This is a genomic window from Massilia sp. CMS3.1 (genome assembly GCF_051262535.1).
Taxonomy (GTDB): domain Bacteria; phylum Pseudomonadota; class Gammaproteobacteria; order Burkholderiales; family Burkholderiaceae_D; genus Telluria.
This window is the reverse complement of the sequence record NZ_JBIMES010000003.1, coordinates 251,705-269,937: the sequence shown is the minus strand read 5'-3', so window position 1 is coordinate 269,937 and position 18,233 is coordinate 251,705. Positions and strand designations below refer to the sequence as shown.

At 61.7% G+C, this 18,233-nt stretch carries 14 protein-coding genes and 1 pseudogene; all 15 read right to left on the bottom strand.

What is annotated here, in order from left to right; all coding sequences use genetic code 11:
- Positions 1-15: 15 nt before the first annotated feature.
- Positions 16-2,631 carry an ATP-dependent chaperone ClpB gene (gene clpB, locus ACHAC9_RS07175; RefSeq protein WP_435758570.1) on the bottom strand — a complete coding sequence of 872 codons (2,616 nt, stop codon included), beginning with the start codon at positions 2,629-2,631 and terminating at the stop codon, positions 16-18.
- A 111-nt stretch (positions 2,632-2,742) separates the two neighbouring features.
- Complete coding sequence (locus ACHAC9_RS07170) at positions 2,743-4,137, bottom strand: hypothetical protein (protein WP_435758568.1); 1,395 nt, start codon at positions 4,135-4,137, stop codon at positions 2,743-2,745.
- A 325-nt stretch (positions 4,138-4,462) separates the two neighbouring features.
- The gene (locus tag ACHAC9_RS07165) at positions 4,463-5,362 is read right to left on the bottom strand and encodes a copper resistance D family protein (RefSeq protein WP_435758566.1); all 900 of its coding nucleotides are present in this window, start codon (positions 5,360-5,362) and stop codon (positions 4,463-4,465) included.
- Entirely contained in the window at positions 5,363-5,731 is a 369-nt protein-coding gene (gene copC, locus ACHAC9_RS07160; protein ID WP_435758564.1) for a copper homeostasis periplasmic binding protein CopC, read from the bottom strand.
- A gap of 25 nt (positions 5,732-5,756) precedes the next feature.
- Positions 5,757-6,185, bottom strand: a complete 429-nt coding sequence (locus ACHAC9_RS07155) for a YybH family protein (RefSeq protein WP_435758562.1) — start codon at positions 6,183-6,185, stop codon at positions 5,757-5,759.
- Positions 6,186-6,277: 92 nt separating this feature from the next.
- Positions 6,278-6,898: a DUF305 domain-containing protein gene (locus ACHAC9_RS07150; protein WP_435758560.1), complete on the bottom strand. Its 621-nt coding sequence runs from the start codon at positions 6,896-6,898 to the stop codon at positions 6,278-6,280.
- A gap of 94 nt (positions 6,899-6,992) precedes the next feature.
- Entirely contained in the window at positions 6,993-7,343 is a 351-nt protein-coding gene (locus tag ACHAC9_RS07145) for a copper-binding protein (protein ID WP_435758559.1), read from the bottom strand.
- A 97-nt stretch (positions 7,344-7,440) separates the two neighbouring features.
- Positions 7,441-8,832: a multicopper oxidase family protein gene (locus ACHAC9_RS07140; protein ID WP_435758557.1), complete on the bottom strand. Its 1,392-nt coding sequence runs from the start codon at positions 8,830-8,832 to the stop codon at positions 7,441-7,443.
- Between the two features lie 13 nt (positions 8,833-8,845).
- Positions 8,846-10,264, bottom strand: a complete 1,419-nt coding sequence (locus ACHAC9_RS07135) for a TolC family protein (protein WP_435758555.1) — start codon at positions 10,262-10,264, stop codon at positions 8,846-8,848.
- 1,191 nt (positions 10,265-11,455) lie between these two features.
- A complete protein-coding gene (gene crcB / locus ACHAC9_RS07130) occupies positions 11,456-11,830 on the bottom strand; it encodes a fluoride efflux transporter CrcB (RefSeq protein WP_435758553.1) in 375 nt (124 codons plus the stop codon).
- Positions 11,827-12,297, bottom strand: a complete 471-nt coding sequence (gene moaE, locus ACHAC9_RS07125) for a molybdopterin synthase catalytic subunit MoaE (protein ID WP_435758551.1) — start codon at positions 12,295-12,297, stop codon at positions 11,827-11,829. The genes crcB and moaE overlap by 4 nt, the downstream gene beginning before the upstream one ends.
- Positions 12,294-15,002, bottom strand: a complete 2,709-nt coding sequence (locus ACHAC9_RS07120; protein WP_435758550.1) for a DUF349 domain-containing protein — start codon at positions 15,000-15,002, stop codon at positions 12,294-12,296. The genes moaE and ACHAC9_RS07120 overlap by 4 nt, the downstream gene beginning before the upstream one ends.
- Positions 15,003-15,089: 87 nt before the next feature.
- Positions 15,090-15,680: a hypothetical protein gene (locus tag ACHAC9_RS07115; protein WP_435758548.1), complete on the bottom strand. Its 591-nt coding sequence runs from the start codon at positions 15,678-15,680 to the stop codon at positions 15,090-15,092.
- 239 nt (positions 15,681-15,919) lie between these two features.
- The gene (locus ACHAC9_RS07110) at positions 15,920-16,900 is read right to left on the bottom strand and encodes a DUF2804 domain-containing protein (protein ID WP_435758546.1); all 981 of its coding nucleotides are present in this window, start codon (positions 16,898-16,900) and stop codon (positions 15,920-15,922) included.
- A pseudogene (locus tag ACHAC9_RS07105) lies at positions 16,897-18,140 on the bottom strand (winged helix-turn-helix domain-containing protein). Before ACHAC9_RS07105 ends, ACHAC9_RS07110 begins: the two are co-directional and overlap by 4 nt.
- Positions 18,141-18,233: the final 93 nt, after the last annotated feature.

Here is an 18,233-nt window from a genome sequence, read left to right as displayed (position 1 = left end):
GCTTCCTGAACCGCCTTACTTCGCCAGCTCGACCTGCGGTTGCTCGCCAAAGACCAGCTGCCCGGCGCGCACCCGCACGGTAATCGTATCCTTCGGCCCGAAGCGGCCGGACAGGATCGCTTTCGACAGCGGATTTTCGATCTGCTGCTGGATCGCGCGCTTGAGTGGCCGGGCGCCATACACCGGATCGAAGCCCGCTTCGGCAATGCGCTGCAGCGCCGCCTCGTCGATGTCGAGCGTCATCTCCATCTTCGCGAGGCGCTCTTCCAGGCCGCGCAGCTGGATCTTGGCGATCGCGCCGATGTTCTTCTCATCTAACGCGTGGAACACCACGATGTCGTCGATGCGGTTGATGAACTCGGGACGGAAGTGCCCGCGCACTTCGGCCATCACGGCCATCTTCACCACCGCCGGTTCGTCGGTATCCATCGACTGGATCTTGTGCGAACCCAGGTTCGAGGTCATCACGATCACCGTGTTCTTGAAGTCGACCGTGCGGCCCTGGCCGTCGGTCATGCGGCCGTCATCGAGCACCTGCAGCAGCACGTTGAACACGTCAGGGTGCGCCTTTTCGATTTCATCGAGCAGGATCACGCTGTACGGTTTGCGGCGCACGGCTTCAGTGAGATAACCGCCCTCTTCATAGCCGACATAACCCGGCGGCGCGCCGATCAACCTGGCGACCGAATGCTTCTCCATGAATTCGCTCATGTCGATGCGGATCATCGACTCCTCGGTATCGAACAGGAAGGACGCCAGCGCCTTGCACAATTCCGTCTTGCCGACACCGGTAGGACCCAGGAACATGAAGGAGCCATAGGGGCGGTGCGGGTCCGACAGGCCGGCGCGCGAACGACGGATCGCGTCCGACACGGCTTCGATCGCCTCGTCCTGGCCGACGACACGCTCATGGAGCTTCTCTTCGATGTGCAGCAGCTTGTCGCGCTCGCCCTGCATCATGCGCGAGACGGGAATGCCGGTCGCGCGCGAAACCACTTCGGCGATCTCTTCGGCGCCAACTTGCGTACGCAGCAGCTTCGGTTTCGCATTGCCATCGCTTTGGGCGCCCGTCGCCGCTTCTTCGGCGTGTATGAGCTGGGATTCGAGTTCCGGCAGGCGCCCGTACTGCAGCTCGGAGACCTGCTGCCAGTTGCTCTGGCGCTTGGCCTCCTCCATCTGGTGGCGGGTACGCTCGATCTCTTCCTTGATGTGGGTGGTGCCCTGCACCGCCGCCTTTTCCGACTTCAGGATTTCCTCGAAATCGTTGTACTCGCGCTCGAGGCGGGCGATTTCGTCGCCGATCAGCTCCAGGCGGCGCATGGACGCTTCGTCGGTTTCCTTCTTGACCGCTTCGCGCTCGATCTTCAGCTGGATCAGGCGCCGCTCGAGCTTGTCCATGACTTCGGGCTTGGAGTCGATCTCGATCTTGATTTTCGACGCCGCCTCGTCGATCAGGTCGATCGCTTTATCGGGCAGGAAGCGGTCGCTGATGTAGCGGTGCGACAGCTCGGCCGCGGCGATGATGGCGGGGTCGGTGATCTCCACCTTGTGGTGCAGCTCGTACTTTTCCTGCAGCCCGCGCAGGATCGCAATCGTCGCCTCCACGCTCGGCTCGTCGACGATGATCTTCTGGAAGCGGCGCTCGAGCGCGGCGTCCTTTTCCACATACTTGCGGTATTCGTCGAGCGTGGTCGCGCCGACGCAGTGCAGCTCGCCGCGCGCAAGGGCCGGTTTGAGCATGTTCCCGGCATCCATTGCACCTTCGGCCTTGCCGGCGCCGACCATGGTGTGGAGCTCGTCGATGAAGACAATCGTCTGGCCTTCGTCCTGCGCCAGTTCCTTCAGCACCGACTTCAAACGCTCTTCGAATTCGCCGCGGTACTTGGCGCCCGCCAGCAGCGACGCCATATCGAGCGAGAGCACGCGCTTGCCCTTCAGGGAATCGGGCACTTCGCCGTTCACGATGCGCTGGGCCAGGCCTTCGACGATCGCGGTCTTGCCGACGCCCGGTTCGCCGATCAGCACCGGGTTGTTCTTGGTACGGCGCTGCAGCACCTGGATTGCGCGCCGGATCTCGTCGTCGCGGCCGATTACCGGGTCGAGTTTGCCCATGCGTGCGCGCTCGGTCAGGTCGAGCGTGTATTTTTTGAGCGATTCGCGCTGGCCTTCGGCATCTTGGGAACTGACGTTCTCGCCGCCACGCACGGCGGAAATGGCCGATTCCAGGGACTTGCGCGCCAGGCCATGCTCGCGCGCCAGGCGGCCGGCGTCGGATTTATCTTCAGTGAGCGCCAGCAGGATCATTTCGGACGAGAGGAACTGATCGCCGCGCTTTTGCGATTCGCGGTCCGCGAGGTTGAGCAGGGAGACGAGCTCGCGCCCGACCTGCGTCTCGCCGCCGGTGCCGGACACCTTCGGCAGGCGTCCCAGGCCGCTTTTCAAGGCATTGGTCAGCGCGCCGACATTCACCCCGGCGCGCTGCAGTAGCGAACGGGCGCCGCCGTCGTCCTGGTTCAGCAGGGCGACGAGCAGGTGCACGGGTTCGATGTACTGGTTATCGTTGCCGACCGCCAGGCTCTGGGCATCGGCCAGTGCTTCCTGAAGCTTGGTCGTTAACTTGTCTTGCCGCATTTTTATGCTCCCTGGTGAGTGTTCTTGACTAGGAAACAAAATTGGGGTGCGCGGGTGGTTTTCAAGGTGCGCCGCCGGGATGCGGGCAAGTAAGCCGCTGGCGCGCTGCGCTCATCGGCAATCACGCGCGCAGCAGTTCCTGCTGCTTGCTGCCTCACTCATCGACGTCAATTCCGCAGCCACTTCGTTATCGCCCAAACTGTAAACCGGCGCGAATCCGCCGCCAGGCGTCCTGAAGTTCGTGGTCTGGCCTTGATAGACGCGTGCTGCAGTCCACTGGACTCGGCTGTTGTACACGTAGGTGCGCAAGTCGAACTTCAAGGTTTCAGGACTGTTCGCTGTACCGGAGACGCGAACGCCAGGAGCGACAACGCGCTGAGCGATGTACTCGCCTGACAAGATTTCCTGCCAAACGCGCTTCGTCAGCTTGTCGCCGCGGTACGCAGCCCTCCCGCCGTATCCAGCGACAGGCTTGAAAAACAGGGTGCGACGCTCGCTCCACAGACGTTCAGCGTTACTGGCCGTGACGCTCTCGGTGAACGGCACGTTGGCGACCAATAGGTTGATGGTCGCTTGGTGCACCCCCAGCTCTTCGAGTGCCGTGGCATTACTCAAGATCGTGAGATTTCGCTTGTTGGCATAGAGGGCGTGCGCTTGAGGATGCGGGGTCACGACAACCGCGTTCTCGCAGTACGCGTCATGCAAGGCGCGCGACTCCGGCGCCTGAAGCATGAAGTCGGTAAGGCGGTTGTAGACCAGGTCGATCTTCAACTCAGCACACCACAGCGCGCCGTCTCTGAAAACAAGGTCACTCGGGTCAGCGATGACAGCATTGATGTCGTTCCTGGCGAAGAGCCGCTGAAACAGGAGGAATTCGGGGTAGAGATATTGTTGCTGCGGCTGCGTATCGACGATCGCCACGGTTCGTAAAGGCGCGGTTCGCTTTGCAGCGTTCCATTCCGACGCGAACATGTGAACTATCTCATCCTCGAACAGCGCAGCCGACAGGACTGCTTCTGACAACTGTGCACCGTCCAGGCAGCAAGTCCGATGCGCCCTCGCCATAGCAGCGTTGAGCATGGCGCCACCGGCGTTTGTGTTTATTTCGATAAGACCGAGATTTGCGCCGTCCGGGTGGAAGTCGTATCCGAAAAAAACCCCATGTGCACCGCCGGTCGCCATCTTCGCGATGGCTGGCGCATCGGCCAGTACCAGCGCGCGGTATGCCGGCAGCCCGATGACGGACTCGAGTGCCTGCACGACCTCGTCGATTCTGTCCGCCTGGGTTCGCGAGATAAATACCGGCCGCGCCGAGAACAGGAATGGACACCGTTCCTCTATCAGCTCGAAAAGCCGATCGTCATGCAGTTCGCCCGACAACGCCGACTTTAACGCAGACTTATCCAGGCTGCTGCAGAAGCAGGAGCTGTTGAGCCGTTCTGCCGGTAAGCTGGTCAAGTCAAGCTTGCTTGCCTGGTGGTCGGTAACCATATCGGAATTTTGCATGTATTTCCTAGTTTTGGTACAAGTTCGTGGCGGCTCGCAGGCGCTGCGCCTGGGCGCATCGCTGTCGGTTTGGCAGAGCCAATAACTCCCGGGCGCGAAGTCAGCACCGTGGGCATGATGACGTTGGTGCCCGGCCATTACCTTATGCAGCCCTGCTCTCAGCCATGGTCGCCCTCTTGATATTCATGATGTCGACCGACCCTCCAGCGCTACCGATAAAATGCGCGGCCATGTGTTCGCATACGCTGCTGCCCCCCATGGGAAGGCTAAGCCGATTCGCGCCGCAAGATAAGCGCACTCATGTGCGGTATCTGAACAGTCGACCCTAGATTGCTGCCGGTGGCTGCTGCGAAGTCAAAACCGCAGCTGCAAACAACACAGCAAGTAAGACAATGCTTTCTATCTTTAGCGCAAACTTCACACTCTCAAGGCCACGCACTGAGTCCCGAGCAAGGGCTAGTCCGATAAACTTGTTGTACCCGCCGAGGATGAGTGCAAGGCCTACCAACCCGACCTTCATCAACAATGCAGTTGTGTAAAGGCTGTTATCAAACAAGTTTTCTATGGTTCCGACCCTGGTCCATGCGTTGAACAACCCCGTCACGAACACTGCTGCAACCGCAGCAATGGCAGTTGCAGACATCGATCCCAGGTAGCCAGCCATCCGGTTCAAGTCGGGTAGGCCTGCATGAGCGTGCACCGCTTTCCACGCTGAGACGGCCACCAAGCCCGTCCATGCTCCCATCGCAGTCAGATGGATGACCTCCGCTGTGAAAGGCAGAGTCCAGTAACCGTTTTCACCGGCATGCCCCATTGACGCGCGCACAAACGCGAAGAGGCCCAATGCCGCAAGCACTGTCCACTCACGCCACGGCGCAGTTGAACGAAGTGCTCGAATGACGAGTACCAGGTTCAGCGCGAAAAACGAGATATAGCCGGCCCGCCCAATACTTGTCATGGTCAACATTTGCCAGACTACGTCCTTGGCTTCTTTTAAGCTGACACCCCCCATTACGGCCGCAGACGCCCACAACATGGCGCCTGTCCCCAGTACGCCGAGTGCAGCAGCGGCAATATCTCCCGAGCGCAGCAGGGCTTCCGCGTTTGCGCGCGGGGTACCAGAAGCCGAAAGCCAACGGCGGGCCAGCCACGAACCGACAAGCCACGCGAACGCGGCGTTCAAGGCGGCGACTGACCCAAGCTGAAGGCCCAGGACGCTATCCACTTATTTCACCGAAAACGAGAACGTGCCCGTACGCCGGTGACCGTCGTGGCCAGCGACGGCCCATTTAACGGTATAAGTACCCGCAGACAGACCCTTGGTTCGGACCCGCACAATTGCCGGGTTAGCGACGTCGACCTTTGCCTTGTCGGTCGCGACGACCTTGCCGTCGGTGTAAATCAAAGTCACCGTACTGAACGCTTGCTCGACTTTTTCATTGAAGGTCAGGGCAATTTCGGTCGGCGCCGCCTCCAAAACGGCTCCTGGCGCCGGGTTCGAAGCAGTCAGCTTCGCGTGCGCCATCGCCATCGGGGCTGTGATGGTAGCTGCTGTAAAAACGCATGCTGCTACGATTTTTTGAACGGTTATCATGTTTGACCTCTATGTGCGGTATCGGTTACTTGGCTTTACGGGAGGACCAGTGAACGTGCGTGATGAGCCACTTGTCACCCTGCTTTTCCAGTACAGCGGTCTCCGTTCCAAACGAGTGAACGCTTGTTCCCTTGAACTTGCCTTTTGTCTCCGTTTCTCGTGTCACGATGGCGATATTCCCCTCAACCCTCTCGTTCTGGCGTGTGACCGTTTGGCTTGTCGCTTTAGCAAACGCCATGTCACCAGGGAGATGGTGACCAGCATATTCATCACGTGAGCGCTCGACGTAACCCGACTCGAAAATTTGGATAGTCGGGGACAGGAAGACCGTAGCCGCGTCAGCCTTCCCCGCTGACAGCGCGTCATGAAACGCAGCGACGGTTTCAAGCGGAGTCGCGGCGAATGCCTGGAGGGACGCTGCCGAGATTGCGATGGCAAAAAGTGTTTGGCGCATGGACTTTTTTAAAGATTGATAGTGTTTGGGGCAGCCCGACAAGCCGTTTTTTAATGTCCGACTTGTCGCGCTCTTAACTGCTCTTGAACTTCTTATTTCTTCGATGCCGCCGAAGATTTTTTCATCTCGGACAGGTGTGCCACTTCCTTTTTCTGCATCTCGACAACCTTGTTCGCAAATTCCTTCACTTCGGCGTGCTGCAGTTTGGGAGCCGCAGTTTGGGCCATCTTGATGGCGCCCTTGTGGTGTTGACTCATCATATCGACAAACAACCGGTCAAACTTTTCACCCTTCGCAGAAATCAGTTTTTCACTCGACATCCCTTTCATCGACTCTGGCATCCCCGGCATCGTCATGTTCATGGCCTCGGGCTTGCCTGCGTACCACTGCTCTTTCCACCCCTTGAGCTGGGCAATTTCTTTTTCCTGTACGGCCATCATCTTCTTGGCCATATCCTTAAGGTGTTGGCTATCAGAACGACTTTCCACCAAGCTGGCCATATGCATTGCCATCTGATGGTGCATAGCCATCGTGTCCAAGAACTGCTGTTCGTAAGGTGCTTTTTCGGCGTTTGGTGAGCTCTTGTGCGTCGAGTGCATATTCGCCATGTCGTCTCCTGAACCGCCGTGCGCGCCGCTTTGATGCTGAGGCATTGCGCTTGCAGACATAGCGACGAAGGCGAATGAAACGAGTGCGATTTTCGAGATTTTCATATTTACTCCTTGGTTGGTTGCAAACATACTCATCCCTCTCGCGACCGGCGTCGACGCTGAGTTAAGACGACGACGCCTTGTACCACCTGGCTACTTACTGCTGAACTGCCAGTTGCGTGACGACGTATCGTCCCTCGATCTTTTCTGCGACAAACTTAATTTTGTCGCCGGCTTTGAGCGCATCGAGCGCTGACGCATCCTTCACACCAAACACCATCGTCATGCCTGGCATGCCCAGGTTTTCAAGCGGACCATGTTTGATTGTGAGGCGACCGGTGTCTTTGTCTACCTTCTTGACTTCGCCATCGGACAGGGCCGTCTCCTGGCCAGCGACGGCAGCAGCTGTATGATTTCCGTGGTCATGCGATTGGGCCATGGCGCCATGAAAAGCGGTCAGTGCGAACGTCGCTGCAGCGATGTGTGTGACGATTTTTGCGATTTTCATTTGGCAATCTCTTCTTCGAAGTTGTGATTGGCAGTCATTGCTTGAATGCCGATGAGGTTTCAATGTCGTTACGCTCTTAATGAAACGAGCCTGAAGGTCAATGTCCCGAGTGGCCAGAAGGCTTTCGAACATTGAATTCCACGTTCTGCGCTGGCTTCGCTGCAGGCATGGACTGCCCGCCGGCTGAGGTGTTCCTGACTGCTTCGGGCGGCGCGCCAGTCCATTCGTAAGCGACAGTCCCCGCAGGATGCTTGTACCAACCAGGGTCGCTATAATCGCCTCGTTTCTGGTCTTTGCGAACCTTCATCACAGTGAACATACCGCCCATCTCGACTCCTCCAAATGGACCTTGTCCACCCATCATCGGGAGGGTGTTTTCAGGAAGCGGCATCTCCATCTCGCCCATCGAACCGCCTGTCGAACCCATGGCCATATAGTCCGGAATGATCGAGGAAATCTTCTTCGCAGCGTCGCGTTGGGACACGCCAATCATGTTGGGCACGTCGTGTCCCATTGCATTCATCGTGTGATGAGACTTATGGCAGTGGAACGCCCAGTCGCCGAGCTCGCTAGCGACGAACTCGATGGCACGCATTTGGCCCACGGCGACGTCCACGCTCACTTCCGGCCAGCGCGAGTCTGGTCGAGTCCAACCACCATCAGTGCCTGTCACCTCAAACTCATGCCCATGCAAGTGAATCGGGTGATTGGTCATCGTCAGATTTCCAACGCGGATACGCACGCGCTCACCCTGACGCGCGACCATCGTGTCGATACCTGGGAAGACGCGGCTATTAAAGGTAAACAGATTAAAGTCCAACATGGTCGAGGTTTTTGGCACGAAGCTTCCGGGCTCGATGTCATAGCTACCGAGGAGGAATACGTAGTCACGGTCAACTTTCATGAAGTTGGGATTCTTCGGGTGGGTGACCCAGAAGCCCATCATCCCCATCGCCATCTGCACCATTTCGTCGGCATGTGGGTGGTACATGAACGTTCCGGGTCGCTTCGCTTCGAATTCGTACACCATCGTTTTGCCTGGCTGAATACCTTTTTGCGTCAAACCAGTTACTCCATCCATACCATTCGGCAGCCGCTGACCATGCCAGTGGATGCTCGTGTGCTCCGGCAAGCGGTTCGTAACAAAGATTCGAACACGGTCGCCTTCGACCACTTCAATAGTCGGGCCTGGCGAAGCACCGTTATATCCCCACAGGTTCGCTTTCATACCAGGCGCAAATTCGCGTACCACGGGCTCAGCAACCAGGTGGAACTCCTTGACCCCCTTGTTCATACGCCACGGAAGCGACCAACCGTTGAGAGTCACCACGGGGTTATATGGGCGGCCGTTTGGCGGCGGTGGTGGAACCTGCGTTGCAGCGCTCTGCATGATGACTGCTTCCGGAAGCGAGGCGGCACCAACCCGGCTGACCACTCCAGCCCCGACGAGCGCTGCGGCGCCGGTGAACAAATCTCTACGTGAAACCATCTCAACTCCCTAATTAGTGTTCTGCCGCTGGCGCAGAGCTTGAACCTGTTGTCGCTAACTGCGAAACTGCCCCGCCGCTTCCATTGATGGCCGATTGCAGCTCGGTCTCTGCAATCCAGAAATCTCGCTGCGCTTCAATGGCGCCGTTGACGCTCATGACCTGGTCGCGCGAGTCGGCAAGCAACTCGAAAACGCTGGCAAGCATCCCGTTGTAACGAAGGAGGACCTCTTCCGAAATCTGCTTCCTTAGCGGGACCAGCTCATCGCGATAGTGCTTGGCGACGTCGTAGGTAGTCCGGTAGGCTGAATATGCTTCGCGCACTTCTGAGCGCGCCCGAATTGCTGCGTCAGCGGTGCGATTGACTGACATCATGTAGGTCGCCTTGGCAAGAGCACGTCGAGACCCACCCCAGTCAAAAATAGGCAGCTCAAGCGATATTTCGTAGCCATTTTCGCGAGGTGCTCCCGTAGTGCTCTTGTTGGCATATCCAGCGTCGAGTACGTTGATGAAGCCGGTCGCGTTCGTCAGACCTAAGGACCGAGCGGTAGCATCAACATCTCGCTTGCCAATCTGAATGTCGAGTCTCTGCTCCATTGCAAGAGCCTCGAGCGCTCCAGGTTCATTCGGCTTTTGCGGCAGCTCTGGTAGGCGGTCGGGAATCTTGAAATTCATGTTTGAACCCCACAGACCTAGTAACCGGACAAGTTGCTCGCGCGCTGCCGTAGCAGCATGGCGGGCGCGGGCATACTGCGTCGTTGCCTCCGCATAGAAGGCCTGCTCGCGCGCCCTGTCCAGTTTGCTCCAGTTGCCAACCTTTGCTTGCTCCTGCGCGAGCTGGGCCCCAGCCTCGGCTGAAGTGACTACCTGGCTCATAAATTTCTCTGTCTGAGCAGCTGCGACGGCGCTAAAGTACGCACGACGGGTTTCGCCCGCCAAACGGACTGCTTCGGATGCAGCGGTCAGCTTTGCTTGTTCAAACCTGCCACGTTCAATGGTGCTGCGCAGAGGAATAGTCAGCAGACCAATCAGGTCAAACATCACGCTACGTTCAATTTCAACCTCGTCGCCGCCACGCATCCGGCTGAATGAAAAGCCCGGGTTACGCAAACGGCCGGCTTGGACAAAACTAGCTTCGGACACGCCGAGCTCTGCGAGCGAAGCTTGAAGGCCACGATTGTTGAGCAAGGCAATCTGCACCGCAGAGTCAGGCGTCAGAGGCGTCGTCAGAAGCTTGGAGACTTCCGCAGCGCTAGCCTGCGCGTCACGGTCATTCCGTTCCCCCGTCACTCCAAAGCCAGTACGGGGCTGCGTCAGCTTCGAGACGTCGCTCGCTCCGCCGTCGTTAGACAAGGTCGAACATCCGGCTAGAACCGATACTGCCAGTAAAAGACTGGAAGTCTTGAATAACGGGCTGAAAACGACAGGCTTCATTTCTTCGCCTCTTTTGCCTGTTGCTGATGCTGTTCGTGCGACGCCTTATTCGCTGCATCCCTTGCAGGGAGTGGGCGAGCAGCATTGGCCGGCTTGTTTTCCTGGCCCATCTGGTGTCCAGCGTGCGGGTCCAGCTTTGGAGCTGGTGCCATTTGATGACCTGTGTGCGCTGCCGGCGAACGTTGTCCAGTAGAGGCCGCAGGAGCGATGGCTTGAGCTGGCATCTGATGATCTTTATGTGACGCCCGACCAGCCGGTTCAGTTGGTGTTCCGTGACCGGCATGGGCGCGTAGATTTGCCGCGTGGGTAGGGATCGTGTGTCCAGCGTGACCGCTGGTATCTTGGGCTGTCGGAGCCTGGCCGCCATGGGCCCCATGCATACCCTCGTTCGCGACGGTAGCGTTAGCCTCTCTCCATACTTTGTCGGGCGAGACGCCGGCGTCCTCAGCCGGCCTGTACGTTGAAAAAACCGAGGTATAGGTTGTTTGTGAAACCTGAGCAGCCGGGTCGGCCGCTTTAAGAGACGCTGCTGACTCGCCCGCGATGGACGCGAACGAAGTTACGGCTACCGCGCTGGCGGCAACAAAACGTTTGGAGAACATAGTCGTCCCATAATCGAAAGTAAGCGCGCAGCAGTAATGCGCGACAAAAGCACAACGGAATACGAGCGAGTACGCGCGTCGTTGCTACCGAAAACGATTAAGCGGCGAGATGCCGAGGGGGACGTTCGAGACTGTCTGGAATGAAACCAGCGACGAGAGTAGAGCCAAAGGTCACATAGACCTCAGCGCTATTGAAGGAAGGCTTGAAGGTCAATAGTTGCGATGGTGCAATGGCACCAACACAACATGCAGCACAAGCGCTGCATGACCCATGCGTGAGTGAATTGGAAGTGTCGTTACTTGGGTCGTCCGATGACGCCATTTCTGGGCACTCTTCATCATCACCCGACTGCTGGCCCATAGGAGCAGCGTGCGAGCCAGCCGATGCGTCACCGTGGTCCATCGACGTAACTGCGACCATGGTCGTACCCTGATGGCCAGAACTGCATGCGCGCAGCACATTTGCCGCGAATGCCTGGAAGGGCATCACGGCAATTAGCAGCCACAGCAGACAGATTTTCACGGTGCGATTCATTAGCTGAGATTGTAGCACGCTCGATTGTGCCAGCCATTTGGTGACATGCAAATCCTAGCCGCGCAGGGCGCGCCAGGTGGCGAAGCCGGCGATGCACAGCAGGATCGAACCGACCAGGTGCAGCAGCGTGTGCGCCAGCGCCCAGCCGTAGTCGCCGCGCTGCAGGAGCGCCACCGATTCGCCGGAAAAGCTGGAGAAGGTGGTCAGGCCGCCGAGGAAACCGGTGACGACGAACAGACGCCATTCGGGCGTCAAGTGAGGATGGTTCGAAAAGAAACCCAGTGCGATGCCGACCAGATAGCCGCCGACGAGATTGGCCGCCAGCGTCCCGGCCTGGACGTAGGCGTGCATGGACCCGAGCCATATACCGAAGCCCCAGCGCAGCCAGGCGCCGAGCGCCGCCCCCGCCCCGACCGCGAGCCAGCTCAAGCCTGGGCCCACTTGGCTTTCGCGCTGTCGTCGGTGATGCGCGCGTCGACCCAGCGCGCGCCATCGGGCGTCTGCTCCTTTTTCCAGAATGGGGCGTCGGTCTTCAGGTAGTCGATGATGAATTCGCAGGCGGCAAAGGCCTCGCCCCGGTGCGCGGAACTGACGGCGACCAGCACGATCTGCTCGCGTGGCGCCAGGGGCCCGACGCGGTGGATCACCAGCGCGTTGTAGAGCGGCCAGCGTGCGCTTGCCTGCGCCACGATGTCTTCCAATGCGCGCTCGGTCATGCCCGGATAGTGTTCCAGCTCCATTTCGGACACCGACGCGCCATCGTTCATGTCGCGCACGGTGCCGACGAAGCTCACCACGGCGCCGACGCGCGCATCACCCGCGCGTAGACGTGTCAGTTCCTGGCCGAGGTCGAAATCCCCGGCTTGCACTCGCACCTCAGTTGGCACATCAGTCATTTGCCCTCCCGATTCGAGCGCATCAGGAGCTGTTCGATGCGGTGCGCGGTGCGCTCATCGACCAGCGCCGGCAGCGCGCACAGCGCATGCAGCGCCGTGTGACGATGGGTTGGCTTGTTACCGGCCTTCAGGGTCGACTGCAGGGCCTCGACCTGGAGTTTCAAGCGGTCGCGCGCGAATTCGGCGCCGCTGTCGATGCCGGCCGCCACTTCCTGGCGCAGCAATTCGCCCAGCAGGCTGGAGCGGTTCGCTTCCAACAGGCGCGCGTAGTCGTCGCGGTCGGCATCAATGGCATGCAAGGCCGCCTCGAAACGGGCATCGAGCACCGGATCGTATTGCTCGCCGGCCGGCAGCAGCGCCGCCCAGCGTGCGCGCCAATCGGTGCCGGAGACGGCTTGACCCGGCTGGGCCAGCGCATCTTCAAGTTCCTGGCAGGCGCGCAGCTTGTCGCGCAGCGCGCCGGCCAGCGCCAGGCCGGCGGCGCGGCGCGACAGGTCGGCGTGGTGCTGGACCCTGGCGATCGCCTCGTGGTAGCGCTTGTCGACCCGCGCCTCGTGGGCGCGCGGCACCGGGCCGATCGCATGCCATTCGGCGGCGGCTTCGCGCAGCAGCTTCGGCGCGGTGGCGGCAGTGGCGTCAAGGGCGGCCTCCTCCAGCCGGGCACTGACCGCTTCCTTGGCCGCCTCATGCGTACGGCGTTCGGCATCAAGCGCGTGCGCGGTTTCCTTGCGCCGCGCGAAGAGCTCGTCGCATGCGCCGCGGAAACGCTGCCACAGCGCCTGCTCGGCCTTGCGTTCGAGCGGCAGCGCACGCGCATGCTCCTGCCAGCGCGCCTGGATGTCGCGCAGGTGCTCGAGCGCGTGGCGGTCGTGCGGATCGATCGCCAGCACTTCGTCGATCAGTTCCTCGCGTCCGGCCACTTCCGCCTTGCGCTGCTCTTCCAGCGGGCCTTGCAGCGTGGTCAGGGCGGCGCCGAACAGCGTGTCGAGACGCTTCTTGTCCTTGCGGTCGATGGCGCCGAGATGGCTCCAGGCCAGGCGCAGGCGCTGCACGGTGCCGGCGACATGCTTCCAGTCGGCGTCCCCGGACTCGAGGCGCGCGATCTCGGCACCCGCTTCCGCCACGATCGCTTCGCCCTTCGCCGCGTTCGCATGGCGTTCGTCGGCCAGGTGGCGGAAGTGGGCCGCGGCCGGCGCATAGGCGACGGTGCAGGCATGGTCGAAACGCTCCCACAGGCTTTTGGGGGCCGCGCCCGACAGGCTGTCGAGCGCCTTCCAGCGCTCGCGCATGCTGCCGACCTTTTTCGCCAGCTCGGCCATCGCCAGGTTCTGGGTCGGCAGCGCTTCCACGGTCTTGATCAGTTCCTCGCGCGAGACATTGCCGCCCCAGCGCGCCCAGTCCGACAGGCGTTTCAGCTCGGCACGCAGGTGCGCCAGACGGTCGGCCTGGGGGGCGGTCAGGCGCATGCCCTTGCCCTTGGTCTCTTTCAAAGCCTTGTCGAGTTCGGCGGCATGGGCAAGCGAACCCTGCTGCAGCGCCGCTTCCAGCGCGTCCATGTTGTCGATGAAGGCCTGGTCGGCGCCTTTCGCCGGTTTTGCGCGGCGCGCCTCCAGGCCGTGGGCCTCGCCTGGCGCCGCGGGGTCGCCAGGTGCGCGGCGCTCGCCTTCGGGCAGCTCGGCGCCGGTACGCGCGGCCTGGCCGTTCCCCTGCACGTCGCGCGTCTTGCGCACTGGCTGCGGCAGGCTCGCCAGCAAGCTTTCAAAACGTCCGTGCACTTGACCGCCGGCCTCGCCCGAAGGCAGCGGCGGCAATTTTTGCCAGGCACGGCGCAATGTCTCGGCACTCAATTCGGAGGGCGGCTGCGCCTGCCATTCGGCCAGCGCCGCTTCGCGCGCGGCCAGGGCCGCCTGCACTCCTTCGAGCGTGGCCAGCGCACCGGATAAACGCGCATGTTCGGAAGCAAATTCCGCCACCAGCGAGCGCGGCAGCGACGGGTGTTCGGGCGCGGCCAGCGCCGCGGTCTGCTCATCGAGCATCCGGGTCAGGCTGGCAGCCATGTCGGACGCGTTCAGGCCGGCGGTCTCCAGTCGGCGCAGGGCGCCCAGGCGGTCGATCATGGCGCGCTGCAACTGCACCTGCGCTTCGAGACGGGCGCCGAGGCTTGATCGCAAGGGAGCGAATTCTTCCTGCAATTCGGGCGCGGCGATGATGGCCCATTTGCGGTCCAGGTCGGCGACCTGGTTCGGCGTCAGATGGTCGTCCGCCAGCAACGCCCGTGCCTGGGCCAGCGCGGCCTGGCCACGGGCCAGTTCGGCGTCGTGGTGGCGAATCGCATCCAGGCGCGACTGCATCAGCTTGGCCACGCGGCGATCGGTATTCCGGATTGCCGCATGCACGCGCTCGAGCCCGGCGCGGCTGTGCACCCGCTCGGCAGCGAGCAGGCGCAGTTCGGAAAATTCGCATTGCAGGATGAAGTCCACGGCGCGCGATTCGTCGCCGTCGAGCATCTTCAGCTGTTGGGCTTGCTGCTCGCGCACGACGGAGCTCCCACGTGCCGGCGCGGCACCGGCCGGGGCCGGGTCGCCCTTCTTGTTCGACGGGCTGCCCGCCTCACCGCTCGGCACAGGCTTGACCGGTACGGCCGTTTGCGCGCCGCGTCCCTTGCCGGTCTTGTCGCCCTGGCGCTTGAATAGAAATTCGAACATAAGAAAATCGCACTTGCAAAACCCCCATCATAGCAAAGAACGATGGCGGTTTTTCAGGCGTACCCGGCACCAGCACGGAAGAATGCCTTAGTGCACGTAGAAGGCAGCAATTCCTTGCCGATGGGCATGCTCAGCACGGCTGATGCGACTCGCCGGCGGCGCCGACCGTCCCCGGTGTTCCTCGCGGTAGGCGTCGTGCGCCAGCATCTGGTTGGCCACCGCGAACCAGGCCTCGCCGGCAATGGCCGTACGCGCGATCGGAAACAGTTCGCTTTCTTCACGGTCGAAGCGCATCTCGAGCGCCGTGCAAAAGCGCTCGACGGCCCTGCAGAAGGCATCCACACCGTCGTCGTCGTCGATGCTGCCGGCGGCCAGGCGGCAGGCCGCGCCCAGCGCCTCGGCCGCGCTGCGGCTGAGCATGTCGAGTTCGCACAGCAGCGGCTCGGCGCGGGCCTCGGCCCGGCGCAGGGCCGGCAACAGGAAACGGTCGAGCTTGCGGCCCTGGCAGCTTTCGTAGAGCCGGCGCAAGGTATCGCAAACGTAATCGGCCTGACCCTCGGTCAGTGCGCTCAAGCGGGCATAGCTTTTCTGGACGAGTTGCTGCACCGAATGCAGGCTGACCCGCATATTGGTCTGTTCGACGGAAAGCGCAACGAGGGTATAGGTCGCGGTAAGCATTCGGTCTCCTCTCGGCGTCGTCAACGCAAGCGCATGCTCCGCAGGGGAACACGGCCAGGTTGGACGCTATGGTTTTAGAACAGGCTGGGCGGATGATTTTCTTCTCTTCAGCCTGAAGGAAGGTGTAGTTTAAGGAGCAACCACCGCGCGGGTTTGATCTGGATCAATCTCGGGGAACACGGCAATGCAGCACGCGTCAACCACCCACGGCGCCATGCGTTGCGATTGAGATTGCTTTTTTACCAACGCGCACGGTAGTCCTCGGCCAGTCCCGTCAAGCCCGAAACGAGGTGGCGCGGCCCCTCGACGCGTGTCTTCACCCAGCCGTCGAAACGGCCCACATGCTGGCGCATGCGGCTGCTGGCGATCAACAATTGCTTGTCGTCGCAGCGGGTTCCCTCGGGCGTAAAGCGCAGTTCGAGCAAGCCATCGATCGTGCGCATCGTCCAGCATCCGCCCGGTTCGACTTCCACCTGGAGCGGCCCCAGCGGCAGCAACCGGCCCTCATACCAGAGTGCATTCTCGGCGTCGCCGAAGTATCCGCTTTGCAGGTTGAACCCGAGCCGCGCGTTGTGTGCGGAAATCCAGCGCCAGGCCGTGCGGCGGCCGAGCAGGCCGTTCGAGAAGTCGTAGCTCGCCACGCCGCCGTCGAGCGTATACCGGCGAGTGCCCGCCTGGAGCTGTCCGCTCAGCGCCAGCCCGGGCGACTTCTGCGTGCTGTGTACGCTGCCGCCGTCAAAGACCGGTCCGATCGCCAGCAGGCGCGGCCCACTGCCGGCGTAGTGGGCGTCGATACGAAAGCGGCCGGCGCGCAGCCGCAACCGGTGCCCCTGCTCACCCGCCGCTTCGATCGCAATGCGCCGTCCCGGCATGGAGAAGCGCGCCCCCTCGGCCACGGTGGCGCCGACCGCGGCACTCAAACCGGCCACGCCGAGCGGAGAAAAGGCGGCCACGACCCGGCGCTCGGCGCGGTCGAACACATACGCAAAGCAGGTATTGCTCCAGCCGATATCGATGATCGCCACGCCGCAGAACAGCTCGTCGGTGACGAGGGCGACGAAATGCCAGCGTTTGTGGTGCAGGCGCCGCCAGAGTGGACTGCGCGCATGGGGCGGCAGGAGCCTGGCCCAGCCCGGCGCACCTGCCAGCCCCTGGAAACGTCCGAACCGCGCCAGCCCATCCGGGCCGACCGCCGCTGGCGGGGCTGGCGGCAGCGTCATGCGGCCGCCGCGCCCGGCTCGCTGTCGAGGAGTACCGCGAGCCGCTCGTTGTACTGCTCCGGCTCGGTGCGCTTGACGCGCACCTGCGGACAGCCATGCCAGCGTGCGCAGCGCAGCGCAGCACGGCCCCGGCCAGGTCGCGCAGGCAAGCGTCGCTGACGCGCATGCCGGGCTCGAAAAACACGGCCTTGACCTCGAACACGCCCGCGCGCCGGTGCGCCTTGGCGTCGATGCGTGCCACCAGCGCGCCGCGGCGCAGCACCGGCAGCGTGAAATAGCCGTAGCGCCGTTTCGCGGCCGGCGTATAGCACTCGAGCCGGTAATCGAAATCAAACAGTTCCAATGCGCGGCGCCGGTCCCAGACAACCGGGTCAAAAGGCGAGAGGATGGTGGTCAAGGTCGGCGCCAGCGCGCCGCGCGTAGCCTGCTGGGCCAGTTCGAGGTGGTCCGGGTGGATGTAGACCGGGTCGCTCCAGCCGGTCACGCGGGCGCGCAGCAGCAGGCCTTCCTCGGCCAGTTGCGCCGGATCGACATGCGGGCGCCGGGTACGGTGGTAATCCGGGATCCAGCTCCCACGCGCCAGGCCCAGCGCTTTGACGGCGCGCAGCGCGAAGCTGCGCTGGACTTCAAGCGGCGATGGCGCATGGGTATCGTCCCAGCCGGGGAGCACGCGTTCGGCCAGGTCATAGACGCGCTGGAAATTGTGGCGGCGCGCGATCATCAGGGCGCCGGACGTAAACAAGACTTCGAGCGAGCGCTTTTCCGGCTTCCACTCCCACCAGCCGCCGGCTTTTCCATCGGAACGTTCGAAATCCGACGAGCGCACCGGGCCGTGGGTGCGGATATGCGCCAGCAGCGCCGCCACCTCGCCGGCGCGCTCGCGCATCCAGGTGACGGAGTATTTCCAGCCCATCGCGCCCGGGTCGAGCATGCGGTGGCGGTACAAACCATAATCTTCGCGCGGGATGAAGCAGGCTTCGTGGGCCCAGTATTCGAACAGTTTTCCGCTTGCCAGCGCCGCGTCCAGCCATTCGGCCGGGTAGTCGCCGAGCCGGCTCCACAACACGAAATAAGGACTGCGCGCGACGACGCTGATTGTGTCGATTTGCAACACACCCATGCGGCGAATGGCGCCCAGCACGTCCGCTTCGACGGCCTTGCGCCGGCGCGGCTGGAGCAGCCCCTGGGCTGCCAGGTGCAGGGCGCGCGCGGCGCCGATCGACAGGATCATTTCGCTCATGCAAATATTCTAATCAGGTTTCAGCAAGCAGCCCCACTTTCGCCTGGATTTTTTTGAACGCGTGGTCCAGCTGCGCTATAGTGCAGCCGATCC

What these genes read in the sequence shown, in the direction of transcription:
- clpB (WP_435758570.1), bottom strand. Translation starts at nt 2,631, where the DNA reads ATGCGGCAAGACAAGTTAACGACCAAGCTTCAGGAAGCACTGGCCGAT.
- ACHAC9_RS07170 (WP_435758568.1), bottom strand. Translation starts at nt 4,137, where the DNA reads ATGCAAAATTCCGATATGGTTACCGACCACCAGGCAAGCAAGCTTGAC.
- copC (WP_435758564.1), bottom strand. Translation starts at nt 5,731, where the DNA reads ATGATAACCGTTCAAAAAATCGTAGCAGCATGCGTTTTTACAGCAGCT.
- ACHAC9_RS07155 (WP_435758562.1), bottom strand. Translation starts at nt 6,185, where the DNA reads ATGCGCCAAACACTTTTTGCCATCGCAATCTCGGCAGCGTCCCTCCAG.
- ACHAC9_RS07150 (WP_435758560.1), bottom strand. Translation starts at nt 6,898, where the DNA reads ATGAAAATCTCGAAAATCGCACTCGTTTCATTCGCCTTCGTCGCTATG.
- ACHAC9_RS07145 (WP_435758559.1), bottom strand. Translation starts at nt 7,343, where the DNA reads ATGAAAATCGCAAAAATCGTCACACACATCGCTGCAGCGACGTTCGCA.
- ACHAC9_RS07140 (WP_435758557.1), bottom strand. Translation starts at nt 8,832, where the DNA reads ATGGTTTCACGTAGAGATTTGTTCACCGGCGCCGCAGCGCTCGTCGGG.
- ACHAC9_RS07135 (WP_435758555.1), bottom strand. Translation starts at nt 10,264, where the DNA reads ATGAAGCCTGTCGTTTTCAGCCCGTTATTCAAGACTTCCAGTCTTTTA.
- moaE (WP_435758551.1), bottom strand. Translation starts at nt 12,297, where the DNA reads ATGACTGATGTGCCAACTGAGGTGCGAGTGCAAGCCGGGGATTTCGAC.
- ACHAC9_RS07120 (WP_435758550.1), bottom strand. Translation starts at nt 15,002, where the DNA reads ATGTTCGAATTTCTATTCAAGCGCCAGGGCGACAAGACCGGCAAGGGA.
- ACHAC9_RS07115 (WP_435758548.1), bottom strand. Translation starts at nt 15,680, where the DNA reads ATGCTTACCGCGACCTATACCCTCGTTGCGCTTTCCGTCGAACAGACC.
- ACHAC9_RS07110 (WP_435758546.1), bottom strand. Translation starts at nt 16,900, where the DNA reads ATGACGCTGCCGCCAGCCCCGCCAGCGGCGGTCGGCCCGGATGGGCTG.